Origin of the sequence: Pseudomonas sp. Xaverov 259, assembly GCF_019352915.1 — a bacterium.
Lineage (GTDB): Bacteria > Pseudomonadota > Gammaproteobacteria > Pseudomonadales > Pseudomonadaceae > Aquipseudomonas.
The window spans coordinates 38597-61815 of sequence record NZ_JAAAFV010000042.1 but is presented as its reverse complement, the minus strand read 5'-3'; the positions used below and the strand labels follow the sequence as shown (position 1 = coordinate 61815).

General features: G+C 59.4%; 22 protein-coding genes. 12 read left to right on the top strand and 10 right to left on the bottom strand.

Translation table 11 applies throughout. The annotated features are described in order from the left end of the window. Nucleotides 1-722 precede the first annotated feature (722 nt). Nucleotides 723-1631, bottom strand: coding sequence for a 50S ribosomal protein L3 N(5)-glutamine methyltransferase (prmB, locus tag K0H48_RS18590; RefSeq protein ID WP_219268614.1), 909 nt, complete (start codon nucleotides 1629-1631; stop codon nucleotides 723-725). Nucleotides 1632-1871: 240 nt separating this feature from the next. Here prmB and K0H48_RS18585 point away from each other — a divergent pair, with 240 nt between their 5' ends. The 3 genes from K0H48_RS18585 (at nucleotide 1872) to K0H48_RS18575 (ending at nucleotide 3552) form a co-directional block, all read left to right on the top strand. Next, on the top strand, nucleotides 1872-2462 hold the full coding sequence (locus K0H48_RS18585) for a cysteine hydrolase family protein (RefSeq protein WP_138814547.1): 591 nt from the start codon (nucleotides 1872-1874) through the stop codon (nucleotides 2460-2462). 136 nt (nucleotides 2463-2598) lie between these two features. Beyond that, a complete protein-coding gene (locus K0H48_RS18580) occupies nucleotides 2599-2919 on the top strand; it encodes a hypothetical protein (RefSeq protein WP_056861118.1) in 321 nt (106 codons plus the stop codon). A gap of 75 nt (nucleotides 2920-2994) precedes the next feature. After that, nucleotides 2995-3552 carry a Smr/MutS family protein gene (locus K0H48_RS18575; RefSeq protein WP_017137833.1) on the top strand — a complete coding sequence of 186 codons (558 nt, stop codon included), beginning with the start codon at nucleotides 2995-2997 and terminating at the stop codon, nucleotides 3550-3552. Nucleotides 3553-3600: 48 nt separating this feature from the next. Here the strand turns inward: K0H48_RS18575 and K0H48_RS18570 are convergent, their stop codons facing one another. Further along, a complete protein-coding gene (locus K0H48_RS18570) occupies nucleotides 3601-3789 on the bottom strand; it encodes a hypothetical protein (RefSeq protein ID WP_219268613.1) in 189 nt (62 codons plus the stop codon). Beyond that, the gene (locus K0H48_RS18565) at nucleotides 3786-4517 is read right to left on the bottom strand and encodes a zeta toxin family protein (RefSeq protein ID WP_219268612.1); all 732 of its coding nucleotides are present in this window, start codon (nucleotides 4515-4517) and stop codon (nucleotides 3786-3788) included. The genes K0H48_RS18570 and K0H48_RS18565 overlap by 4 nt, the downstream gene beginning before the upstream one ends. A 176-nt stretch (nucleotides 4518-4693) precedes the next feature. Here K0H48_RS18565 and folE point away from each other — a divergent pair, with 176 nt between their 5' ends. Beyond that, a complete protein-coding gene (gene folE, locus K0H48_RS18560; protein ID WP_019826593.1) occupies nucleotides 4694-5239 on the top strand; it encodes a GTP cyclohydrolase I FolE in 546 nt (181 codons plus the stop codon). Between the two features lie 102 nt (nucleotides 5240-5341). Next, nucleotides 5342-5713, top strand: a complete 372-nt coding sequence (locus tag K0H48_RS18555) for a glutathione S-transferase N-terminal domain-containing protein (RefSeq protein WP_138814546.1) — start codon at nucleotides 5342-5344, stop codon at nucleotides 5711-5713. A gap of 39 nt (nucleotides 5714-5752) precedes the next feature. Here K0H48_RS18555 and K0H48_RS18550 read toward each other — a convergent pair whose 3' ends face one another. From K0H48_RS18550 to K0H48_RS18540, 3 genes are read right to left on the bottom strand one after another with little or no spacing between them, the layout of a single operon-like run. Continuing rightward, entirely contained in the window at nucleotides 5753-6073 is a 321-nt protein-coding gene (locus tag K0H48_RS18550; RefSeq protein ID WP_219268611.1) for a hypothetical protein, read from the bottom strand. Beyond that, nucleotides 6070-7392 (bottom strand): acyclic terpene utilization AtuA family protein, encoded by a 1323-nt coding sequence (locus K0H48_RS18545; protein WP_219268610.1) that lies wholly within the window; start codon nucleotides 7390-7392, stop codon nucleotides 6070-6072. The genes K0H48_RS18550 and K0H48_RS18545 overlap by 4 nt, the downstream gene beginning before the upstream one ends. 1 nt (nucleotide 7393) lies before the next feature. Beyond that, nucleotides 7394-8686 (bottom strand): CitMHS family transporter, encoded by a 1293-nt coding sequence (locus tag K0H48_RS18540; RefSeq protein WP_138814543.1) that lies wholly within the window; start codon nucleotides 8684-8686, stop codon nucleotides 7394-7396. Between the two features lie 111 nt (nucleotides 8687-8797). Between K0H48_RS18540 and K0H48_RS18535 the strand changes: the two genes are divergently transcribed. After that, nucleotides 8798-9688, top strand: coding sequence for a LysR family transcriptional regulator (locus K0H48_RS18535; RefSeq protein WP_219268609.1), 891 nt, complete (start codon nucleotides 8798-8800; stop codon nucleotides 9686-9688). Nucleotides 9689-9836: 148 nt separating this feature from the next. Here the strand turns inward: K0H48_RS18535 and K0H48_RS18530 are convergent, their stop codons facing one another. Further along, the gene (locus tag K0H48_RS18530) at nucleotides 9837-10439 is read right to left on the bottom strand and encodes a glutathione S-transferase family protein (protein ID WP_219268608.1); all 603 of its coding nucleotides are present in this window, start codon (nucleotides 10437-10439) and stop codon (nucleotides 9837-9839) included. Between the two features lie 10 nt (nucleotides 10440-10449). Next, a complete protein-coding gene (locus K0H48_RS18525) occupies nucleotides 10450-11616 on the bottom strand; it encodes a PLP-dependent aminotransferase family protein (RefSeq protein ID WP_219268607.1) in 1167 nt (388 codons plus the stop codon). 82 nt (nucleotides 11617-11698) lie between these two features. Here K0H48_RS18525 and K0H48_RS18520 point away from each other — a divergent pair, with 82 nt between their 5' ends. The 3 genes from K0H48_RS18520 to K0H48_RS18510 all read left to right on the top strand — a co-directional run bounded on the left by K0H48_RS18520 (nucleotide 11699) and on the right by K0H48_RS18510 (nucleotide 14591). Beyond that, nucleotides 11699-12133 carry a MarR family winged helix-turn-helix transcriptional regulator gene (locus tag K0H48_RS18520; protein WP_219268606.1) on the top strand — a complete coding sequence of 145 codons (435 nt, stop codon included), beginning with the start codon at nucleotides 11699-11701 and terminating at the stop codon, nucleotides 12131-12133. 407 nt (nucleotides 12134-12540) lie between these two features. Then, the gene (locus K0H48_RS18515; RefSeq protein ID WP_017137842.1) at nucleotides 12541-13887 is read left to right on the top strand and encodes an NCS2 family permease; all 1347 of its coding nucleotides are present in this window, start codon (nucleotides 12541-12543) and stop codon (nucleotides 13885-13887) included. A gap of 65 nt (nucleotides 13888-13952) precedes the next feature. Then, on the top strand, nucleotides 13953-14591 hold the full coding sequence (locus tag K0H48_RS18510; protein ID WP_219268605.1) for a LysE family translocator: 639 nt from the start codon (nucleotides 13953-13955) through the stop codon (nucleotides 14589-14591). Here K0H48_RS18510 and K0H48_RS18505 read toward each other — a convergent pair. Together K0H48_RS18505 and uraH are read right to left on the bottom strand one after the other, a co-directional pair. Next, nucleotides 14569-19824, bottom strand: coding sequence for a DUF6543 domain-containing protein (locus K0H48_RS18505; protein ID WP_219268604.1), 5256 nt, complete (start codon nucleotides 19822-19824; stop codon nucleotides 14569-14571). The two genes, K0H48_RS18510 and K0H48_RS18505, sit on opposite strands and share 23 nt — an antisense overlap. A 162-nt stretch (nucleotides 19825-19986) precedes the next feature. Beyond that, nucleotides 19987-20340, bottom strand: a complete 354-nt coding sequence (gene uraH / locus K0H48_RS18500; RefSeq protein ID WP_056861106.1) for a hydroxyisourate hydrolase — start codon at nucleotides 20338-20340, stop codon at nucleotides 19987-19989. A 390-nt stretch (nucleotides 20341-20730) separates the two neighbouring features. Here uraH and puuE point away from each other — a divergent pair, with 390 nt between their 5' ends. From puuE to alc, 3 genes are read left to right on the top strand one after another with little or no spacing between them, the layout of a single operon-like run. Then, nucleotides 20731-21657 (top strand): allantoinase PuuE, encoded by a 927-nt coding sequence (gene puuE / locus K0H48_RS18495; RefSeq protein ID WP_138814535.1) that lies wholly within the window; start codon nucleotides 20731-20733, stop codon nucleotides 21655-21657. Next, a complete protein-coding gene (uraD, locus tag K0H48_RS18490; protein ID WP_219268603.1) occupies nucleotides 21654-22169 on the top strand; it encodes a 2-oxo-4-hydroxy-4-carboxy-5-ureidoimidazoline decarboxylase in 516 nt (171 codons plus the stop codon). The genes puuE and uraD overlap by 4 nt, the downstream gene beginning before the upstream one ends. A gap of 41 nt (nucleotides 22170-22210) precedes the next feature. Further along, complete coding sequence (alc, locus tag K0H48_RS18485; RefSeq protein ID WP_138814533.1) at nucleotides 22211-23206, top strand: allantoicase; 996 nt, start codon at nucleotides 22211-22213, stop codon at nucleotides 23204-23206. Nucleotides 23207-23219: the final 13 nt, after the last annotated feature.

The following is a 23219-nucleotide window of genomic DNA, read 5'->3' as shown; positions in this document are numbered from 1 at the left end:
ATCCCTGCCGGTTTACCCCCCAAATCACTGTCAGATTCCGGCCATCGTGTTTGACGGGGCGCTCTCAGATCAGGATCACGATCACAAGCGCAGATCAAAAGAACGCTGACTTCGCCAGCGAAAAGGATGTAAGGGCCAGAGCAACAGCAACAGCAACAGCAGAGCCATACTCGGTCAGAGGTAGGAGCTGGCTTGCTCGCGAATGCGGTGTATCAGTGACAGATGAGTTGACTGACACACCGCATTCGCGAGCAAGCCCGCTCCCACATTTAGACTGTGTTGCATCAGATAGAAAGGCTTTTGCTTTGCACTTGACCTGGCTTTTGATTCAACCACTCAGGTCGGCTTTCAGGCCGCCGTGCTGTAGATCTTGATCTTGATTTGCTTTTGATCTCAGACGCCCCGTTAACCACGATGGCCGAACGCAGGCTTGAATCCGTGGGTAACCCGGCAGGACGCCGGGTTAGCCGCGCTGGGCCAAGGATGGCCCATCGCGGCGGCCCACGGATTCAAGCCGGAGTGAGGGCACACCGAGCCTAAGCGAGGTGCCGAGTGGTGGGGCGAGGACTTTTTGGTTACCTTTTTGGTCCTTCAAAAAGTGACCCGCCGTCAGGGCGGAACCCTAAGCAGCCGTTACCGCAGCAACGGATATGCACACCGACAAACCGCTATCGCAGGCAAGCCAGCTCCCACACTGACCGCGTTCCTATTGTGGAATGAAGTTAAACCCGCGCAGCAAACACCGCCTGATGCGTCCGGCACTGCTCAGCCGTCAACATGAACACACCGTGCCCACCGCGCTGGAAGTCCAGCCAGGCAAAGTCGACTTCCGGGTACAGCGCTTCGACGTGTACCTGGCTGTTACCGACCTCAACAATCAGCAAGCCCTTCTCGGTCAGGTGGTTGGCGGCCTCGGCCAGCATGCGCCGCACCAGGTTCAAACCATCATCGCCGCAGGCCAGGCCCAGTTCCGGCTCGTGCTGGTATTCGTCCGGCATATCGGCGAAATCTTCGGCGTCCACGTAAGGCGGGTTGGACACGATCAAGTCAAAACGCTGGCCCGGCAGACCGTCGAAGCCGTCACCCTGCACGGTGTAGACGCGCTCATCGACACCATGACGCTCAATATTCTGGTTGGCCACTTCCAAGGCTTCGAAGGACAAGTCGCCCAGCACCACTTCAGCGTCCTGGAACTCGTAGGCACAGGCGATACCGATGCAACCGGAGCCGGTGCACAGGTCGAGGATGCGCGCCGGCGCCTGGGCCAGCCACGGCTCGAAGCGGTTTTCGATCAGTTCGCCAATCGGTGAACGCGGGATCAACACGCGCTCGTCGACAATAAACGACATGCCGCAGAACCAGGCTTCCTTCAACAGGTAGGCGGTGGGTACGCGCTCATGAATGCGTTTGTGCAGCAAGCGCTGCACATGGGCGACTTCCTCTTCTTCGAGGTTGCAGTCCAGGTAGCTGTCGGCAATTTCCCAAGGCAGGTGCAAGGCGCCGAGCACCAATTGCCGGGCTTCGTCCCAGGCGTTGTCGGTGCCGTGCCCGAAAAACAGGTCTTCCCCATGGAAACGGCTGACAGCCCAACGGATGTGGTCGCGCAACGTGCGCAGGCGAGAGGTAATCACGGGGGCAAGCTCCTGGAAAAAACGACTGACGATTCTAACAGCCTTCACCTGTACCGACGATGTACGAAAAACCCCTCGCCATCCGTCGGAATTCATCCAAATTGCCATCATTGCGCCAAACAAGTCCACCTCTTGACATGGCTGCACGTCAACAACGGCGTACCTTACGATGGTAGCGATTCACAGAACCGCTCAGCCAGTGGACAATGTGACAAAAGCCCCCCTCACAGGAGCCCCAGAATGTCCGTTCCAAAGACGATGTTTCAACTCAGCGGTCGCGGTTACGCAGCAGCCAACCTGAACCATGCGACCCTCGTGATCATCGACGCCCAGAAGGAATACCTCAGTGGCCCACTCGCCCTGTCCGGCATGGACACGGCGGTCGACAACATCAAGCAGTTGGTCGCGGCGGCACGCAACGCCGGGCGCCCGATCGTGCACGTGCGCCACCTTGGCACCGTCGGAGGCCTGTTCGACCCACAGGGCGAGCGCGGCGAATTCATTCCTGGCCTGGAACCCCAAGGCGATGAAACCATCATCGGCAAACTGCTGCCCAGCGCGTTCCACGGCACGGGCCTGGAGAAACACCTGCAAGACCTCGGCTCCTTGGACCTGATCGTCTGCGGCTTCATGAGCCACTCCAGCGTCAGCACCAGCGTGCGCGCCGCCAAGAACCTGGGCTTTCGCTGCACCCTGGTGGAAGACGCCTGCGCCACCCGTGACCTGCCTTACAAAGGCGGTATCCTGAGCGCCGAGCACGTGCAGCAAACCGAAATGGCCATCATGGCCGACAACTTCGCCACCCTCGCGTTGACCAAAGATCTGATCTGATCGTCCTTGAGATGAGCGGCGTATTTATTGCCCCGCTCATCCGCAAAGCCCTCTCATTTGGCGCATTTACCGCTGCTGTCGGAACAACCTGTGTATCTTCCGGTCGAAGGGCCGATACCCTGGAGGAAAGGTCGGAATGAAGATATCCGATGGTTTTGACGCTCGTCGCTTGCGCCCCAAGGGCCCGAGCAATTGGCGTCTGCGCCTGGTAGCCGGCTTTGCCGCGTTGCTGGCCATTGTAGGTTTGCTGTTGGCTGGCGCTGGTGGCGCCGGCCTGTTTGGTCATTCGCCGGCCCTTGGCGAGTTGAATGCCAGCCCCGGTGGTTCGGCTATCCTGTTGGTCATCGGGCTGCTGGTGCTGTGGTTGGGCGTGTGGTTATGGCGTCGTAGCCGTCGGAAAATGCGTCAGCCGCTGTCGCTGAATATCGCTTCGCACCTGATGAAAAAGCACGACTGATGGCGCTTGGATAGCGTTTCCTGCGCCCTGGCCGCCGCGATTTAGGTAAACTGCCCGCCCTTCGCGGAGGCTGACATGCAAGACGACGATTTTTCCCTGTTCAAAAACGAGCTGCGCGGCGTCAAGCCGATCAAGCATGATCGTGCCGACACCGGCAAACCCAAGGCCGACCGGGCGCAGATCGCCAAGCTGCGCCAGGCCGCGACCGTGCGCACTGACGCCACCACTGTGGATGGCCTGTCGGACCAGTTCGTGATCGACGTAGGCCCGGAAGATGAGCTGATGTGGGCCCGCGACGGCGTGCAGGAAAGCCAGATGCGCAAGCTCAAGATCGGCCAGATCCCGTTCGAAGGCAGCCTCGACCTGCACGGCATGAACGTGGAAAAAGCCCGCGAAACCCTCTGGGCCTTTCTGGCCGAAGCGACCAAATTCGAAATCCGCTGCGTGCGCGTCACCCACGGCAAGGCCGTGCGCCTGGACGGCAAGCGCCCCATGATCAAGAGCCACGTCAACACCTGGCTGCGCCAGCACGCCCAGGTACTCGGCTTTACCTCCTGCCAGGCCCGCCACGGCGGCGCCGGTGCGGTGTATGTGATGCTCAAGCGCACCATGATGGAAGGGCGCGACGAGTAAGCAAAAAAAAGCCCAGCAAACAAGCTGGGCTATTGGGGCATCGTCACTTCAGTCGTCGAAATGCTCTTTCGCTTTTTTCTCTCTCGCTTGCGAGATCACTGCCTTTTGCAGCGTAATCGCTGTATCGGCAGCGCATTGATACACCGCACGTCGTTCCTCCACGGAACCACTTCGAAAGAAATCTGACATGGTCGTCGATGAATACTTCTCTATGACTTCCTTAACTTCGCCTTTCATAAGGCTACTCCGATCAAAATTTGCTCAAGCTGATCAGGATGGTAGGGCTGCCTGACGAGTTCGTCAATTTCGTCAGCCGATAGGTCGATACCAATCTGCGACTCTCCTGCGTCGGTGTCCTTGATAAGAACATCGACTTGCAGCGCCCCGAGAAATTCACGTTTCAAGCGACATACCGTCGCTTTTGATGCATAAAATTGGCGAATAAACTCTTTGCACGGAATATTTCGCCCCTCAACAGCTTCACGTGCCAGAACGAACTCCCAAGCCAGTTCAGGCTTTTGGTAAACGTAGATAACTTGTACAGACCTGTTTTCCTTATGCAGGGCTCGCTGGATGTTTTTTCTAGCCACAGCAAAATTCGCCAGCGTTCCATCCAACAAGAAGGACTGGCGTTGTTGATAAACCAAGTCGACAGTCCGCTCTACCATAGCGGTTACGGCACGCTGAAAAAGGCTGGAGTTTCGCCCCGTGTATTCCGGAAAGTATTCCCTGAAGTCATCAGGGTCGATACGCAATGCACTGGATCCCCCCTCCCCCATCAAGTGAATAAATGATTTTGAGACTTCTGTTTTGCCCGCGCCGGGAGAACCCGCCATGAATACCGAAACCGGATAATTTTCGCCCGGGTAATTAGCCAGACACGCCAGTTCACGTGCGATCCTGGTTCGATTTGCCTTGGCAAAAACCAATGCGCGATCAGAAATGCTTCGCTCCAGCGGGGTCATTAGGTACTCCTCAACGGAGGCCGACTCTAACATCGCTATCGCCTGGGAATACAACTGTCGGCCTACCTACGCTACTATGTGCGCCACATCACCCGCCGCTCCTGCGGGCAGGGCAACGCTTCACATTGGTACAGGCATACACCGTACCGTTCTGAAACCTATACGGAAACAGTCCTGTGACATTGGAACAAAACTATACCGCGATCCTCGGCCAGCTCGGCGAGGACGTTTCCCGCGAGGGCCTGCTCGACACGCCAAAGCGTGCCGCCAAGGCGATGCAGTACCTTTGCCGCGGCTATGAACAGACACTGGAAGAGGTCACCAACGGTGCCTTGTTCAGCTCCGACAACAGCGAAATGGTGCTGGTCAAGGACATCGAGTTGTACTCGCTGTGCGAACACCACCTGCTGCCGTTTATCGGCAAGGCGCATGTGGCGTATATCCCGAGCGGCAAAGTGCTGGGCCTGTCCAAGGTCGCGCGGATTGTCGACATGTATGCACGTCGCCTGCAGATCCAGGAAAACCTCAGCCGCCAGATCGCCGACGCGGTGATGCAAGTGACCGGCGCCCTGGGCGTGGCGGTGGTGATCGAGGCCAAGCACATGTGCATGATGATGCGCGGTGTGGAGAAACAGAATTCGTCGATGATCACTTCGGTGATGCTGGGTGAGTTCCGCGAAAATGCGGCCACTCGCAGCGAATTCCTCAGCCTGATCAAGTAACAGGCTGCGTAAGAAAAAGCCGGCGTTCATCGCCGGTTTTTTTTCGCCCGCGAAATTCAGGTAAGCTGCGGCCCCTTCTTCATGGGCAAGAGGTTTTCAGCCATGTTCGTCAAAGCACTTCGAGTGGGTCTCGGCCATATCATCATCGCGGGCGACTTCCTGACCCGCCCACGCAAAAAGCAGCGTTCTGCCGAGCAACAGGCACAGGTCAACGCGGCGGCCAAGGAGCTGACGCTGTATCAGTTCCACGCCTGCCCGTTCTGCGTGAAGACTCGCCGCACCCTGCACCGCCTGAATGTGCCGGTGGCACTCAAGGACGCGAAAAACAACGAACAGGACCGCCAGACGCTGCTGGAGCAAGGCGGCAAGATTAAAGTGCCATGCCTGCGTATCGAAGAAAATGGCCAGACCACCTGGATGTATGATTCCAAGGTGATCATTGATTATCTGGACAAGCGGTTTGCAGCGGTCTGACGGCTATAGGAAACCCAATGAGGGAGCCAGCTCCCACATTTAGTTATGTATTACCAAGTCCAGATCCAATAAGGCCGAGCCCAGGCACTTGCCATGGGCGTCCAGCGCCAGCGAGCGGGTCACGCCGCCGCGCAGGATCCCTGGCAGCACGAAGTTAAGCGCCTGCACGTTGGGCAATTCATAACGCCGCACTGGCGCTGCATCCGGCTCCCGCAAGCCGGCGAAAAACGCGGCGACGCGCTCGGGCGTGAGCTGTTCGCACAGCAACGGATAGTCCTCGGCGCGGTAGGCGATGATCGAGATGTTCGAGGTGTCGCCCTTATCGCCGGTACGGGAATGGGCCAGTGTGTGCAGTTTCATGCTTCGATCCTCGGGTTGACCGCGCTACGCGGCAGCAGCAAGGAGGCCACCGCCACCACCTGGCGCACGCTTTTACTCGCGCCGCCGCCGCCCGACGGGCCATTGGTGTAGAGGGTTTCCACTTCATTGCCGACCCGCACCGCTTCGCTGCGATCCTCACAACGGGCGGCCACGCGCAGGCGCACTTCCCAGGGTTCGACGTGGCTGCGCGGGCCGTGCAAGGAGTCCATGCCAATCAGCTCGGCGCGGATGTCTTGGATCTTCACACCCATCAGTTCCAGGCGCTTGAGTACGATATCCCGTGCCAACTCAGCCCGCGCGACAGCGCCCGGGCCGCCGTAGGACATCTGCCCTTCGCCAATCCATCCGTCCAGGTAACCCACGCTGACCTTCAACTGCTCAGGCCGCGCCCGGCCATCGGCGCCTTGGGCACGGACGCGATCCACGCCCTCCTCCACAAAACTCACTTGGGAAAAGTCTGCCGTCACGTCCGGCGTCAAGTAAGCCGCCGGGTCGTGTACTTCGTAGATCATCTGCTCGGTACACGTCGCACGACTGACCCGCCCGCCCGTGCCTGCGACCTTGGTGATCACAGCTTCGCCCTCGGCATCGATTTCGGCCAACGGAAAACCCAGGCGTGCCAGGTCATCCACATCCTTGAAGCCGGGATCGGCAAAATAGCCGCCGCTGACCTGCCCCGCACATTCCAGCAAATGCCCGACCAACGTACCGCGCCCCAGGCGCTGCCAGTCGTCCGCGGCCCAGCCGAATTCGAACATTTGCGGGGCCAAAAACAGCGACGGGTCGGCCACGCGCCCGGTGATCACCACATCGGCATCGGCGCGCAAGGCTTCAAGGATGCCGTCGACGCCCAGGTAGGCGTTTGCGGATATCAGTCGCTCGCCCAAAGCACCCACGGTCTGGCCGTTATCCAGCAAACAACCGGGCTGCAAGCCCTTCAATACGTCATCGCCCAGCACCGCCACGACCTTGAGGTCCAGGCTTAACGCCTTGGCAATGCGCCGCACTTCAACGGCCGCCGCCACCGGGTTGGCCGCGCCCATATTGGTAATGACCCGCAGGCGACGGCCGCCTTTTACGCCAACAAACGGCAACACCCGGCGCATGCGTTCACTCAGCAGCGGGTCGTAACCGCCCTGCGGGTCGCTGATACGCGCCTGTTGCGCCAGGGCAATGGTGCGTTCGGCCAGGCATTCGAACACCAGGTAATCCAGGTCGCCCTGTTCGGCCAGTTCCACGGCAGGCTCGATACGGTCGCCGGAGTAGCCGGCGCCGGAGCCGATGCGCAAGGTTTTCATCTCAAATCACTCCCAGGAGCAAGGCGGTCAGGGTCATCAACACCGACGCGGCAAACAGAAACGGAATGGTGAAGCGCTGGTGATCGGCCAGTTCGATCTTGCACAGGCCCACCAGCAGGAAGGTCGCAGGCGTCAGCGGGCTGACCGGGAAACCGGTGGTGTGTACGCCCAGCAATGAAGCCTGAGCCACTTGCAGCGGGTCGACGCCCAGAGCTTTGCCGACCTCGGCGATCACCGGCATCACGCCGAAATAGTAGGAATCGGGGTCGAACAGCATGCTCAACGGCATGGAAATAAAGCCCACCACCGCCGGGATCAACTTGCCGTGGCCGGCGGGAATCTGCGCCACCGCCACCTCGGCAATCGCCTTGAGCATGCCAGTGCCTTGCATGATGCCGGTGAACACGCCAGCGGCGAGCAGGATACTGGCCATGGTCAGGGCGGTTTTGGCGTGGGCATCGATGCGCGCGCGTTGGGCGTCCACATTCGGGTAGTTGATGCACAGCGCCACCACGGTGCCGAGCATGAACATCACCACCGGGTCGACCCAGCCGGCAATCATCACCACCATGACCAGCACGGTCAGCAACAGGTTGACCCAGAACAGGCGTGGGCGCCGCAGCTTGATGTCATCGTCGCTGAGCACCCGTTGCGGCACCGCATCCACCGAGGAACCGGCGCCCAGGCCCAGGCGTTTTTCTTCACGACGGCCCAGCCACCAGGCACAGGCAAACACGAAGACCAGGCCGACGATCTGCACCGGAATCAGCGGCTGGAACAGGTCGGCCACCGGCACATGCAGGGCCGCCGACGAGCGCAGCACCGGGCCGGTCCACGGCAGGAAATTGACCCCGGCGGCCATGGCGCAGACACACGCGAGGATGCGTTTGTCGATGCCCAACCGCGTATACAGCGGCAGCATCGCCGGCACCGTCACCAGAAACGTCACCGCGCCGGAACCGTCCAGGTGCACCAGCAGCGCGAGGGTCGCGGTACCGACCACAATCCGTGTAGGACGTGTGCCGACCGTGCGCAGGATGCGATCAATGATCGGGTCGAGCATACCGGCGTCGGTCATGATCCCGAAAAACAGAATCGCGAACACAAACATGCCCACCACCGGGGCGACGTTCTTGATTCCGGTAATGATAAAGGCGCTGGTTTGCAGGCCGAAACCGCCGAGCAGTGCAGCAATGATCGGCAAGGCGATCAGCGCCACCAGCGGCGACAGGCGTTTGCTCATGACGGCAGCGAGCAGGCACAAGATGGTAATGACACCCAGGGTAGCGAGCATGGGTTACTCCAGAGCGGCCTTGGTGGCCGGTTATTGTTTTCCCTGGAGTATTGGAAGCGGGTTAGTCTTTGTAAATTGGAATATTCGGCCTGGCACGTTCGGAAAAACAGAATGAAGAACAGCATCCAACACATACAAGCCTTTCTTGCCGTAGCCCGCACCGGCAGTTTCACCAAGGCCGCCAACGAGTTGCACTTGTCGCCCTCGGCCCTGACGGTACAGGTGCAACAACTCGAAGACTGGCTCGGTGTCGCCCTGCTCGACCGCAGCCCGCGTCATGTGAGCATTACCGCCGCAGGCGAAGACGCACGCGGCCCCATGGAAAAACTGCTGCTGGACCTGGACAACATCGTCACCGGCTCCCGCGATCTGGCCGCCCTTCGCCGTGGCGTGGTCACCCTCGCCGCGCTGCCTTCGGTGTGCGCCGGCGCGCTACCACCGGCCTTGCGCCTGTTTCGCGAACGCTTTGCCGGCATCGAAGTACGTTTGCATGACCTGGTAGCCCATCGCATCCACGCGCAGGTGCGTGAAGGCGTGGTGGATTTCGGCATCGGCGTGCGTGCACGGCTGAGCCACGGCCTGGCATTTTTGCCGGTGCTCAATGATCGGTTGTGTGCGTTTGTGCCGCTGGAGCATCCCCTCGCCCACCATCGCCAACTGACTTTGGAGCAATTGGCGGACCAGCCGATCATCCTCACCGGGCGCGACAGCAGTGTGCGCGAGCAGGTGGACGCGTTGTTTGATCAGACGCGGCTGACGATGAATGCCGGCATGGAGGCCAACTACATGTCGACGGTGCTGGCATTGGTGCGCCAGGGGTTGGGCATCAGTGTGCTGCCGGAGTCGGCGGCGGACAGTTTGGCGGGGTTGAAGCGCATCAACATTGACCATCCCGGCGTGAACCGCGAGATCGGCTTGATCAGTCGCAGCGGTATGGGCCTCAGCCCGGCGGCGCAGCGCTGTTTTGAATTATTAAATGATGAACTCTCTGGCAAAACATAAAGCTGAAACTGGACACTGTGGAAGCTGGCTTGTGTGGGAGCTGGCTTGCCTGCGATGCAGACACCTCGGTTTATCTATAAGCCCGAGCTGATGCTATCGCAGGCAAGCCAGCTCCCACACAAGCCCGCACCCACATATTGATCCGCGTTTAATCCAGCATCGCTACATGTTTAGGATGGCTCGCCACCCGCGCCAGCCACGCCTGCACACCCGGATAAGCGTCCAGCTCAAACCCACCCTCCTCGGCCACATGGGTATAGGCATACAACGCCACATCGGCGATGGAGAATTGATCACCCACCAGATAGGGGGTCAATTGCAGTTGGCGCTCCATGACCTTAAGCGCCTTGTAGCCACCTTTGTGCAGCTTCTTGTATTCCTCAAGACGGTCTGCAGGCAAGCCCAGGTAAAACTGGATAAACCGCGCTACCGCAATGTACGGCTCGTGGCTGTACTGCTCAAAAAACTGCCACTGCAGCACTTGCGTGCGCAGGCGTGGCTCGGCCGGCAAAAACTCGCTGCCATCGGCCAGGAAGTTGAGAATCGCGTTGGACTCCCACAGGCAGGTGCCGTCTTCAAGTTCCAGCACCGGGATCTTGCCATTCGGGTTCTTGGCCAGGAATTCAGCGGTCTGGGTGTCGCCCTTGAGGATGTCGACATCGATCCATTGGTACGGGATGCCCAGCAGGTTGAGCATCAATTTGACCTTGTAGCAGTTGCCCGACTTGTAATCGCCATAAACCTTGTACATGGGGCTCCCCTTATGCCGCTTGCGCGTGCTGTGCTTGACGGACTACCGCGGCCAGGCGCTTGAGACCTTCGTCCAGGCGGGCCGGGTCGATATGGCTGAAATTGAGGCGCAACGAGCCCAGGTGTTGATCGGGCTCGGAAAAGAACGGTTCACCGGGCATGAACGCCACGTCCTGAGCCAATGCTTGCGCCAACAAGGTGCGGGTGTCGAGCGGCTGTTTCAAGGTCAGCCAGAAGAATAATCCACCTTGCGGCACTTGCCAGTCGGCCAGCTCGCCAAAATGGCGCTCCAGGGCCGACTGGAATGCATCGCGGCGCTCGCGGTAAAAGTCGCGTAACTGCGCCAGGTGTTGCTGGTACTTTTGCGTGCCGAGCCACTGCATGGCCTGCCACTGGCCAATACGATTGGTGTGCAGGTCGGCCGATTGCTTGAGCTTGAGCAGGTGCGGGAACAAATCTTCGCTGGCGATCAGGTAACCGACGCGCAACCCCGGCAGCAGGGTCTTGGACACGGTGCCGGTGTAGATCCAGCTGGCCTTCTTCAAGCGCCCGGCGATCGGCTGCGCGCTGGCGCCGTCGAAGCTCAGCTCGCGGTAAGGCTCGTCTTCGATCAGGGTCACATCAAACTCATCAAGCAAGGCGGCCACGGCGGCGCGCTTGGCTTCGCTGTAGCGCACGGCCGAGGGGTTCTGGAAGGTCGGGATGAGGTAGATAAACGCCGGGCGATGGCGCTCGAGGCTGGCACGCAGGGCCGTCAGGTTCGGGCCGTCGGCCTCCAGTTGCACGGTGAGGCAATCGGCGCCGAACAGTTGGAAAATCTGCAGCGCAGCCAGGTAGGTCGGGCCTTCCAGCAAGACTTTAGTACCCTTGTCGATATACAGCTTGGCCGCCAGGTCCAGGGTTTGCTGGGAACCGCTGACCACCAGTACCTGGCTGGCCTGGCACGGTACGCCCAAGGCGCGGGCCTCGGCGGCGAGCAGTTCACGCAATTGCGGCTCGCCTTCGCTCATGCCGTACTGGCCGATGTTCAGTGGCAGGTCATCCCAATTCAGTGCCGGCAACATGGCTTCGGCGGGCAAGCCACCGGCGAACGACATCACATTCGGGCGCTGGGCCGCCGCCAGGATTTCACGGATCAAGGAGCTTTTGAGGCGCGTAACACGTTCTGAGAAGGCCATGAGGGTCACCGGTAGCGAAGTCGGGGGCAAATACGTCAAACTGGTTGACCGAAATTACGACGACTCGCGTGGATACGTCAATATGCTTGACCTTAAAAACCAGGGCAGCCAGCAGCAAGCCATGGAAGCCTTCTTCTTCGGCTACCAGGCCTTTACCGCCAAGGCCGACGAAATGCTCGAGCGCCGTGGCCTGAGCCGTGTGCACCAGCGCATCGTGTTTTTTATCGCGCGCTACCCCGCATTGAGCGTGAAAGAGCTGCTGGAGTTGCTTGGCGTGAGCAAGCAGGCGCTGAACATGCCGCTGCGCCAATTGCAGGAAATGCACTGGGTCAACAGTGTTGCGTCCGAGGCCGACAAGCGCAAACGCCTGCTGGAATTGACCGAAGAAGGCCAGCGTTTTGAGCAGTCGCTGCGCCGCGAGCAGGTCAAATTGTTGCAGCGCGCGTTCAGTGAGGCTGGTGAAGAGGCCGTGGCTGGATGGTTGGCGGTGAATCAGGCCCTCGCCGGCCAGCCTTGATTCCTACGCCGAGCGAGCGTGTTGTGGCAAACAGGCTTGTTGTGGCGAGTAAGCTTGTTGTGGCGAGCAGGCTTGCCCTGCGTGGGGCTGCGTAGCAGCCCCAAAACCTGCCGATGACCTCTAGCTGAAGCCCCGCGGTGACTGTTTCAGGGCCGCTTCGCGCCCCAACGCAGGGCAAGCCTGCTCGCCACAACAAGCCGAAGAAACGTCCCCGCATCTGCCTTTCATCCCCTAGCGCCGACAAAATCGAAAACATTATTTGCTTTATTTGTATACAAAAGCATAATTCGCTTCGTGCGAGTTCCTGACCCATTGGTCAACAAAACCCGCCAGTACCTCAAAGCGCTGCTGCCCACCTCTGTGACCGGCGCTGGAAATAACAATAAAACTCTTGAGGAGTACTTGCTGTGGATAGCCAAAAAACCGAAGCCCCTACGCTGGACCTCGCCCCACCGCAAGGCGGCTGGCTGGAACGCCTGTTCAAACTGCGCTTGCATGGCACCACAGTGAGAACCGAACTGATTGCCGGCCTCACCACCTTCATCACCATGGCCTACATCATCTTCGTCAACCCCAACATCATGGCCGACGCTGGCATCGACCACGGTGCAGCGTTCGTCGCCACCTGCATCGCCGCCGCGCTGGGCTGTCTGTTGATGGGGTTGTACGCCAACTGGCCGGTGGGCCTGGCGCCGGGCATGGGCCTGAATGCGTTTTTTACCTACACCGTGGTCGGCACCATGGGCTACCACTGGGAGACGGCGCTGGGCGCGGTGTTTATTTCCGGCGTGCTGTTCATGGGCCTGACGCTGTCGCGCGTGCGTGAATGGCTGCTCAACAGCATCCCCGTGAGCCTGCGCCATGCCATGGGCGCAGGCGTGGGCCTGTTTCTCGGGGTGATCGGCCTGAAGACCGCCGGCATCATCGTCGACAGCCCGGCTACCTTGATCAAACTCGGTTCGCTGCACGAGCCTGCGCCGTTGCTGGCGGCGGTGTGCTTCCTGTTGATCGCGATCCTCAGCTATCACCGGGTATTCGGCGCGATCCTGATCAGCATCATCGCCGTGACCCTCGCCGGTTGGGGCCTGGGCCTGGTGCACTACAACGGCATTCTCTCCACCCCACCGAGCCTGGCGCCGACCTGGATGGCCATGGACATAAAAGGTGTATTCAATGTCAGCATGATCAGCGTGGTATTCGCCTTTCTTTTTGTACACATGTTCGATACCGCAGGTACACTGATGGGCGTCGCGCAACGGGCCGGGCTGGTCAATGCCGATGGCAAAATCGACAACCTGTCCCGCGCATTGAAGGCCGATAGTGCCTCCAGCGTATTTGGCGCCATGGTCGGTGTGCCGCCGGTGACCAGCTATGTGGAAAGTGCTGCGGGTGTGGCCGCAGGTGGTCGCACTGGCCTCACGGCCGTGACCGTAGGCATTCTGTTTGTGGCGGCGATGTTTTTTGCGCCGCTGGCGGGGATGATTCCGGCGTATGCCACCGCTGGCGCGCTGATTTACGTGGCGATGCTGATGATGGCGAGCATGGCCCATATCAATTGGGATGAAGCTACCGACAGCATTCCGGCAATCGTCACGGCGATCATGATGCCGTTGACCTTCTCGGTCGCCGACGGTATCGCCCTGGGCTTTATCACTTACGTGGCGCTCAAGGCCGGCACCGGCAAGTACCGTGAGATTTCTGTCAGCCTGTGGGTGCTGTGCGCGATCTTTATCGCCAAGTTCATCTTCCTGTAGTTCGGGAACGGCTGGAAAACCGCCTCACCTTTGGGTGGGGCTTTTGCATGAAGGGAGAAATGTAGATGAACCTGGATACCTGGTTGTTGTTCAGTGGCGCAGCGTTGGTGGTGATCCTGATCCCCGGGCCGCTGTCGCTGTTGATGATCAGCAACAGCCTCAACTATGGCCTGCGCCGCTCGTACCCGGCGTTTCTGGGCGGGGTATTTGCCTCGATCTGCCTGCTGAGTGCCTCGGCATTGGGCCTGGGTGCGTTGTTGCTGGCCTCCGAGCAGTTGTTCAGCGCGTTGAAAATCGTCGGCGCGCTGTACCTGTTCTATCTGGCCTGGCAGAGCTGGCAGCAATCACGCCTGCCAACCCATGGCGCCGAGGTACCGCAGGCGCCGGCGGTGCCGCGCTTTCGTGCACTGTTCGGCCGGGCCTTTGTGCTGGGCGCCAGCAACCCCAAGGACATCCTGTTCTTCGCCGCTTTCCTGCCGCAGTTCCTCAGTAGCCAACAGCCGTTTCTGCCGCAACTGCTGATCATGATTGCCACCTGGAGCGTACTCGACTTGCTCTGCAAGCTCGCTTACGGCCTCGGCGCCCACGGTGCCGCGCGCTACCTGCGCAGCGGCGCGGGCCAGAGCTGGTTCAACCGCGTCAGTGCCTTGCTGTTCGGCGCCGCTGGCGTGCTCTCTTTGATCAAGACGCGGGTCTCAATTTGACGAAATAGACGGTTGGAGAGATATCCCCCATGATTGGCCAATGTATGCCCGCCAAAATCGGTACCAGTCGTTGTTCAGATCGCGCAATCGTCACCTCCCGGGCTAACGCCGGATCCTTGTAGGACCAGAGCGCCAAATCAAACCACTTATTCTCAAACCGTTTGTGGAGCCGGACATTGCCCATCTCCACCCACTCATAGGAAACGTAGTAAAGACGAGTGGGGGAGTTGGGGTGAGTCACCAACGACTCTTGAATAAACTTCCCGTAACGCCGGACATTGACGTCCCGAATGATAAAACCCTGCTGTTCCAGGACGCTCCTTACAGCGGCGCGCTGTGTGAGATTTCTGTCTGCCGTAGCCGCCTTGCCACCGTGCTGGAGCCTCTTCGCCGGCATGATAGTCGGTATGAAGTCGATACGTTCAAGCCCTGGCGCAACCCCTTGGTAATTGATGAAAGTGGTATTGCGCGCAATTGGAATGGGCCGCAACATCCGCAGCAAGTCATCCGTCTGGCCTGGGCGAGCCGGGGCTGGGGGCAGCCATTCGTCCAGCGTCGCACGTAGCCCGAGCATATGACTTGCCGTTGCCGGACGTGATGGGCCTGACAACTCGATCATTCTCACCACGACAAAGTCGCGGGTTCTGTTGGTCATAGTGGGAAACGCTTCAGCCACATACTGCTGTAGCGGCCTGTCGAACAGTGGCGGATGGTTTTGCCATCCACCTGTGGGGGTGCGTGATACCGGCAGGGGTTGGTGACGCCTGTCCCTGCCCGTCCAGCGCACGATATCTATCTCCGCCAAAGACACCAGCGGCTCATTTCTGGTGATAAACACGATACCGGTCAACGGAGCATGGTCGCCAGGGGGCAGCACTCTGTAAAAACCGCTGTTCGGGTCTGTGATGCTGGTATTAGGAGGAGCCACACGCAGGACACTTTGGGGATAACCCTGGGGATCCGTAGCCAGATTAAATATCCCGGAAGCCGGGGAACCCGACAACTGATCGGCAAACACTTGGGTGCGCCAATCCAGCCAATGGTTGGCCGACGTGGTCGACTGATAAATTCGGTTTTCAGTCGCCGTTCGTATAACCGGCGGGTGCCAGTCCGGCGAAGGTGGCGTTGGGGCGCGCCAGGGGTTGTGCACGCCAGAACTGGGACCCGGTTGCGGCGCATCGGCTCCCAGCAGCCATTCACGGGGCTGATCGATATGTAGAATCAGTTCATCTTGCCCTCCTCCCTGGCTATTTTTCAGGCGCAGCCCTCGCTCGTTCTCGCGCTGGTATACCGGGTAAACGTCATTACCCTCGCGGATAAACTGCTGGCCATTTTTCGCATAACGCCCTTTACCTCCCGGCCCCGCCAATTCAACGGCACCGTCCAGGCCGACAGGGGACTGAAAGTGTTCCAGCAGATGACGTGGCTTGACCGGTGACGGTTTCAAACCCGTGCGCGTGCCAAGCATAAACCCTTGATGGCGGTGCAAGCGCCCCAAAGCGGCACGCGAAACACGCGCGCCTTTCGGGGAAGGGCCAAAAGATGTGAGCACGTCGACGAACGCAAGTATCGTCAAGAACCCCACATCCACAGCATCATGGGCAGATCCGCTGTAATGATAGCGCCGCGCCGCAAGCAGCATTTCATAAAGGCTGATGCCAACACCCAGTACCGGGACAAAGCCCAGCAGCCCACGAATCGTCGCGTCGTACTGCTCGCCCAAACGCTGCTCGCGGTATTGCTCCAGCGTCTGGGAAGACTGGGATTGGGCCTGGGTACGACGTTGCAGTTCGAACACCTGGGCGTGGGCCAGCAGGAGCATGGCATTGCCGGTAGCAGTAGGCGCAGCCGCTAACCAACGTTCAGGCTGCGACTCAATTTGCTCCTTGATCAGAGCTTCGACGCTTGCCTGGTCAGCACGCGGTATCTTTGGCGGGGCCAAAAAAAACTCCACAAGCGCGGCAACAAAACGATACAGAAGGGGTTGACCAGGCTCACGCCAGTGAGGCAGGCGGGGTTGCACCTCCAGGTCTCCATCGGGGTAACGGTCAAGCGCCTCCGCCTCCCAGCCAGGCGCCACTTGGCGCGCCAACACCTTCTGGTTTTCGGGAAGTGCGCCGACAAGATTCATCGCCTTTTCTGCTTCGGCCAAGCTGGCATACGCGACAATCACCCGGCTTGCCGCAGCCATGGGCCAATACACCACACAGAGCTTTGATAACCGGTCATGAATGAACAATAAGCCAGCAATGTGCCGATCATGTTCTGAGGCAGCGTCCATCAGGCGCAGAACCGCCAACTGTACGTCAAACCCATCTTTTTTCAGGTCACTTGCCGACCGAGCGGCCATCGCCAGGGTAAACAGACGCTGCCCTTTTTCACCCAAACCTTGCTGGACCGCCGAATACAACTGCATCTGAGCGCGTTGTTGCAAAGCCCTATAGACCAGGGCCTGTGAGAGGCCAGGTGAGGTGGCCGGTCTGGACGCCGGCGGATAAAAAGCCTCGAGGATCAGCTTGTCGTACGCGCCACCCAGATCGAGCGAAGACACGGTGTCTATCAGGTAACGCACGCTCAAGCGCTCTTTCCAGGCCGAGTCCAGCCAGCGTGCGCGATTCAAGCGCCAGCGGGTCCAGGGCGCCTTGGGGTCGAGGTTGTGCAACGCCAATTGCAGCATACTGAAGGTGGTGCGCTGCGAGCTGACGACCATTTTTATATCGCGATCGCCCACCACGCACTGACTCGACGAGCCACACAAATGGGAGCTGACATCATCGGGCAAATCCAACAGTGGTTTGTCGATATCCAACTGCGGGTAAAAACCGTCCTGAGTCAAACGAGCAATCAAGGCATTACGGGCAAATGACTCCAGGCTCGGCAAATCCCGCCATAGTTTGCTCTCCACCGCAAAGGCATTCGTCAGATAACGGCGTGATAGTCGTTTGTAGTGTTTTCGACTACCGCTTGAGGCATAGCCCAACCACGACGGGAGTTTTTTCGCTTGAGTGGCTGCCACCCGCAACAGGTTGATATTGGATAAGGCTAGCGTTCTAGCATCATTGGCAGGTACTCGCAGGCACTCGAACAATTCCTGGGCCAGCAACATACGGCTCAACTGCAGATCGCTCAGCTCACTGAACAACCGCACACCCTTGCCCACAAGCTTGTTCAACGCGGCGTAATGTTGCATCAGTTTGGTGAACCAGTCTTTGAGCAGGGGGCGCTTGGTGGCCTCGTAGTTCACCACCAAGGGCGTATTGCTGGGTAATGCAGTGATCGCGGCCCGCGCCACCTCGCGCTGATCCCGTCCGATACAGCGCCACAGCACGGAGCCATCGGGGCTTTTCAGGCTGGTTTGAAGGCCTTCGGCGAAAGCGTTCAAGTTATCAAAGGGCACCAGTGCGCCATACAAACCCGTGACGCATAACAACACCGAGTGTGGACCGTTCGGGTGAGCCAGGGCCTGATTAGTGGTCACAAGCAAAGCCCCCAACAGCGGGTACAACGGGTCGGACACGCTGCCAACCGCTACCTGCAACACACAGGTATCAGCAGCACTGTCGCCGGGTACCCAGGATTCACTCAATACGGTATTCAATCGCTCCAGGTGCACGGAGGGCATCAGGTTCAACGCTTGCTGCATCTGGGCTTCCAGAAGCAAAGCACCGCGCAGGGCAGCCCCCACCGTTGCACCGCGATTAACTGCGCCCAAGGGGGTTTCAAGCCAGAACGCCTTTTGAAACATGCGGTCGTGCGGGCCATGCGCCAATTGACTCACTGTGCTCACGTGTTCCTGCCATCGCTGCTCAAGGCTCAAAAAGTCTTGATAGGGTGCACTGCTGTTGCCCACATCCGTCGGATCCAGCAGGGCCATCAAGCCTTTTTCGTAACGCGTGAGTTGCGCTTCACGGGTCTTGAGGGCGAGGTCCGGCGTCAGGCTTGCACACACAATTTCACCGCTGCGGCGCTGTTTGTCCCACTCCGGCAAGGCGTCCAGGCTGTTTCCCAGCAGGACGCTGCGTGCCAGCCGGCGACGGCCTTTTTCGATGAATTTGAGCAAACGTTTCACGTCAGGAGCGCTGGACTGCCCCACACCTTGAACGCCCACAGCCGCAGGGTTGATTGACAATGCACAGGCCACCTCGTTATCCCACTGCGCCTCCAGCAGCTCAGTCGCACTGGCGAGCAACACGTCTTCCTGGTGTACACCAATAAGCTGAAGGGTAAATGCCTGAGGCGTAACACTGGGTGTGTTACACAGTTCATGCCAACGGCGCAGCGGCAAGCACTGCCAAAGCACTTGGCTCAAAGGGCCGTTGACCAGTGCAGGCAGGTCGCACTGCATTCGGTACCAGGAACTGAACTCGTAAAACTCACGAATCAGACCCGGCAGGTAGATCACATGGGGCGTATCCCCCGCGATGCCTTCACGATAAATATGCAAAGCGCCCGGCACAGGCACCTGCGCCTGATTGGTGCCAGGCCACACCACCCTGCTCACTAGAATATTCGCCCACTCACCTGCGGCGCGACGGCGCGCATCGGCGCCGGGGATCTCCATGACTTTCACGACCATAGCAAAGCCGCAGTCCGAGAGTTGGTAAACGCGATGGGCCAGCAGTGCATTCTCGGCGAACAGGTTTTTTCGTAACTGGACCCAATGCTGCTTGCGCGTCAGCCAGGAGCCATAGGCCAGTTGCTGCCAATAGTCTCGTTCAGCCTTCTCAACCTGACCGAGCAGCGCCAACCCTTTCACACGTACCAGCACATCCCAGGCGGTAAACGCCAATGCCCGCGCAGGTTCGTCCTTGATACACAATGCAGTGAACTGGTTAGTGTCGAGTGGCACATCGGGGTCAATAAGGAGTGCCAGCGCTTTTTCGGTCAGGCTATAGACCTTCAGGGGAAAAGGCGGCGGACGGGATTCGGTAAACATCAGCGTGTCGGGGTCAAGGGCAAAGGCCTTGCGTAATGCGCCGCGGATAATGCCCAGGACTCTCGGCGCACGCCCGATCAAGCCTTTTAAGGATTTCGCCGCCTCTCTGGCCCTGGTTTGGGCTTCACACAGGCGATTGATTTCATAACTGGGCTGCGAGACCTCGTTAAGCCGTCGGGTCAGGAGTGTGCGAATCGCCGCATCACGCTCCGCGTCTGAGGTTTGCGGGTCATCAAAATCAAGCGCTTGCGCCGCAGCAGCCTCAGTGGCCAACCAGGCGGTGGTGTCGGTACTCATGGCGGACTGTTCCATACAGAAAAGCCGAGCCTAGGCACCTCGGCCGCCCCGGGTGCGTTACATAATTGGGCGGTCCGCAAGCCATTCAGAATAAAAAAAGCCCGCAGTGTGGGCGGGCAAAAAACCAACGAAGAGCTTTGGGGGTATGAAGCGAGGTGACGCTCAGCTACCGCGATAGGTGGAGTAGCTGTAAGGCGAAATCAGTAAAGGCACATGGTAGTGATCCTGCTCGGCGCTGATGCCAAAACGCAGCACGACGACGTCGAGAAACGCCGGCTCCGGCAACTGCACGCCACGGGCGCGGTAGTAATCGCCGGCGCTGAATTGCAGTTGGTAAACACCGCTGCGGTAGTCGTCGCCTTGCAGCAGCGGCGCATCGCAACGGCCGTCGCTGTTGGTGGTGGCCGTGGCCACCCGTTCCAACTGCGCGCCGTCGACACGGTACAGCTCGACCTGGATATTGCTGCCGGGGCAGCCGTGCGCGGCGTCCAAAACGTGTGTGGTCAAACGTCCCATGGCGTCTACGCGCCTCCTTAAGTCAGTAAAAGAGAAACCTGCACTTTTTCAGGGCATCGAAAAAGCCGGCGACGGCTGATTAAGACACTTTTTAAAAAAATTGTACACAATAAAAATCACAAAGCTTTGGATCTTCCCAACGGAGTTGCTCGATGAGTCAATTCATGAGTGAACCTTGCTTTTAAACGACCTTTTGTCCATTAGCTGACCAACCAGGCAAGTTTCTTGCTACACCCTTTTAACCGAGTGCTACAGAAAAAATGCAGAAATGCAGGCTTACAAAGTGGCAGATAAGTTGTATACAATCACTCATCGCTGTGACGCCACCCAGTCTTTTCACTGCCCGGTCGCCACACACACTTGCTACCACGAACAAGAAGGAAGACTGCAGTGAGCGCTGACTACCCACGCGACCTGATCGGTTACGGCAGTAACCCTCCTCACCCCCACTGGCCGGGCAAGGCACGCATTGCGCTGTCGTTCGTACTCAACTACGAAGAAGGCGGCGAGCGCAACATTTTGCACGGTGATAAAGAGTCCGAAGCCTTCCTCTCGGAAATGGTCTCGGCCCAGCCGCTGCAAGGCGCGCGCAACATGAGCATGGAGTCGCTGTATGAATACGGCAGCCGTGCCGGCGTGTGGCGCATCCTCAAGCTATTCAAAGAATTCGATATCCCGCTAACCATCTTCGCCGTGGCCATGGCCGCCCAGCGCCACCCGGATGTGATCCGCGCGATGGTCGAGGCCGGCCACGAGATCTGCAGCCACGGCTACCGCTGGATCGACTACCAGTACATGGACGAGGCCCAGGAGCGCGAGCACATGCTCGAGGCCATCCGCATCCTCACCGAGCTGACCGGCGAACGCCCACTGGGCTGGTACACCGGCCGCACCGGCCCCAACACCCGCCGACTGGTGATGGAGGAAGGCGGTTTCCTGTACGACTGCGACACCTATGACGACGACCTGCCCTACTGGGAACCCAACAACCCGACCGGCAAGCCGCACCTGGTGATCCCTTACACCCTGGACACCAACGACATGCGCTTCACCCAGGTGCAGGGGTTCAACAAGGGCGATGACTTTTTCGAGTACCTCAAGGACGCGTTCGACGTGTTGTATGCCGAAGGCGCCGAAGCACCGAAGATGCTTTCCATCGGCCTGCACTGCCGCCTGATCGGCCGCCCTGCCCGTCTCGCAGCCTTGAAGCGCTTTATCGAATACGCCAAAGGTCATGAACAGGTGTGGTTCACCCGCCGCGTCGACATTGCCCGTCACTGGCACGAAACCCACCCGTACACGGGAGCGGCGAAATGACTGCGTTCCAGACCCTGAAGCCATCGACCCTGAGCCGCGATGAATTTGTCGCCGCTTTCGCCGATATCTACGAACACTCGCCATGGGTGGCCGAAAAGGCCTTCGATCTGGGCCAGGACAACTCGATCGACCAGATCGAAACCCTGCACCAACGCATGAGCGATATCCTGTTGAGCGCCGATCATGCCAGCCAATTGGCCCTGATCAACGCTCACCCGGACTTGGCCGGCAAAGCTGCCGTCCAGGGCCAACTGACCCAAGCCAGCACCGATGAGCAAGCTGGCGCGGGGATTCACCAATGCACGAGTGAGGAGTTCTCGCGCTTCACCGAGCTGAACGATGCCTACAAGGCCAAGTTCAAGTTTCCCTTCATCATGGCGGTAAAAGGCAGCAACCGGCATCAGATCCTCGCCGCGTTTGAAACGCGCATTCACAACTCGGCAGACGCCGAGTTCAAATGCGCGCTGGCCGAGATCAACAAGATCGCGTTGTTCCGTTTACTGACCCTCTAACAGACCATCCCCAGCCACTCTATCTAAGGCAGACAAGAAGAATGAAAGCTTACGCCGTACCTTTCGAAAAGTTCGTCAACCTGGCCGACGCCCGCCTGGGCACCAAGATCCTCTCGGTGACCGATGACTGGTTTGCTGACGCCAACCGCCTGTTCCAGCCGACCCCGGCCGTGTGGAAGGAGGGCGTTTTCGATGACAACGGCAAGTGGATGGACGGCTGGGAGTCGCGCCGCAAGCGCTTCGAAGGCTACGACAGCGCGGTGATCCGCCTCGGCGTACCCGGTTCGATCAAAGGCGTGGACATCGACACTTCATTCTTCACCGGCAACTTCCCGCCATCGGCGTCCCTGGAAGCCTGCTTCCTGGCCTCGGGCGATCCAGATGAAAACACCCAGTGGGTGGAAGTGCTGTCGGCCGTAGAGCTGCAAGGCAACAGCCACCACTATCACGAGATCAACAACGACCAGGCCTTCAGCCACCTGCGTTTCAACATCTACCCGGACGGCGGCGTAGCCCGTCTGCGTGTGTACGGCGTGCCGTTCCGCGACTGGTCCTCGGTGGGCGACAACGAACAGGTCGACCTGGCTGCTGCGCTTAACGGCGGCCGCGCCCTGGCCTGCTCCGACGAACACTTCGGCCGCATGAGCAACATCCTCAACCCGGGCCGTGGCATCAACATGGGCGACGGCTGGGAAACCGCCCGTCGTCGCACGCCAGGCAATGACTGGGTGATCGTTGCGCTGGGCCACCCGGGCGAGATCGAGAAAATCGTGGTCGACACCCTGCACTTCAAGGGCAACTACCCGGACACTTGCTCGATCCAGGGCGCGTTCGTGAAAGGCGGCACCGACAGCCAGATCGAAACCCAATCGCTGTTCTGGCGCGAGCTGCTGCCGGCGCAGAAACTGGAAATGCACGCTGAACATACGTTTGCCGAGCAGATCAAGGCGCTGGGGCCGATTACCCATATCCGCCTGAACGTGTTCCCGGATGGTGGTGTGAGCCGCCTGCGGGTTTTGGGCAAGGTTTCGAAGTAACACCCGATCGTTC

Excerpts from the sequence above, each read along its gene's own strand:
- K0H48_RS18585 (WP_138814547.1), top strand. The coding sequence starts at position 1,872 with ATGTCCGTTCCAAAGACGATGTTTCAACTCAGCGGTCGCGGTTACGCA.
- K0H48_RS18580 (WP_056861118.1), top strand. The coding sequence starts at position 2,599 with ATGAAGATATCCGATGGTTTTGACGCTCGTCGCTTGCGCCCCAAGGGC.
- K0H48_RS18575 (WP_017137833.1), top strand. The coding sequence starts at position 2,995 with ATGCAAGACGACGATTTTTCCCTGTTCAAAAACGAGCTGCGCGGCGTC.
- K0H48_RS18570 (WP_219268613.1), bottom strand. The coding sequence starts at position 3,789 with ATGAAAGGCGAAGTTAAGGAAGTCATAGAGAAGTATTCATCGACGACC.
- K0H48_RS18565 (WP_219268612.1), bottom strand. The coding sequence starts at position 4,517 with ATGACCCCGCTGGAGCGAAGCATTTCTGATCGCGCATTGGTTTTTGCC.
- K0H48_RS18555 (WP_138814546.1), top strand. The coding sequence starts at position 5,342 with ATGTTCGTCAAAGCACTTCGAGTGGGTCTCGGCCATATCATCATCGCG.
- K0H48_RS18550 (WP_219268611.1), bottom strand. The coding sequence starts at position 6,073 with ATGAAACTGCACACACTGGCCCATTCCCGTACCGGCGATAAGGGCGAC.
- K0H48_RS18545 (WP_219268610.1), bottom strand. The coding sequence starts at position 7,392 with ATGAAAACCTTGCGCATCGGCTCCGGCGCCGGCTACTCCGGCGACCGT.
- K0H48_RS18540 (WP_138814543.1), bottom strand. The coding sequence starts at position 8,686 with ATGCTCGCTACCCTGGGTGTCATTACCATCTTGTGCCTGCTCGCTGCC.
- K0H48_RS18535 (WP_219268609.1), top strand. The coding sequence starts at position 8,798 with ATGAAGAACAGCATCCAACACATACAAGCCTTTCTTGCCGTAGCCCGC.
- K0H48_RS18530 (WP_219268608.1), bottom strand. The coding sequence starts at position 10,439 with ATGTACAAGGTTTATGGCGATTACAAGTCGGGCAACTGCTACAAGGTC.
- K0H48_RS18525 (WP_219268607.1), bottom strand. The coding sequence starts at position 11,616 with ATGGCCTTCTCAGAACGTGTTACGCGCCTCAAAAGCTCCTTGATCCGT.
- K0H48_RS18520 (WP_219268606.1), top strand. The coding sequence starts at position 11,699 with ATGCTTGACCTTAAAAACCAGGGCAGCCAGCAGCAAGCCATGGAAGCC.
- K0H48_RS18510 (WP_219268605.1), top strand. The coding sequence starts at position 13,953 with ATGAACCTGGATACCTGGTTGTTGTTCAGTGGCGCAGCGTTGGTGGTG.
- K0H48_RS18505 (WP_219268604.1), bottom strand. The coding sequence starts at position 19,824 with ATGAGTACCGACACCACCGCCTGGTTGGCCACTGAGGCTGCTGCGGCG.
- uraH (WP_056861106.1), bottom strand. The coding sequence starts at position 20,340 with ATGGGACGTTTGACCACACACGTTTTGGACGCCGCGCACGGCTGCCCC.
- uraD (WP_219268603.1), top strand. The coding sequence starts at position 21,654 with ATGACTGCGTTCCAGACCCTGAAGCCATCGACCCTGAGCCGCGATGAA.
- alc (WP_138814533.1), top strand. The coding sequence starts at position 22,211 with ATGAAAGCTTACGCCGTACCTTTCGAAAAGTTCGTCAACCTGGCCGAC.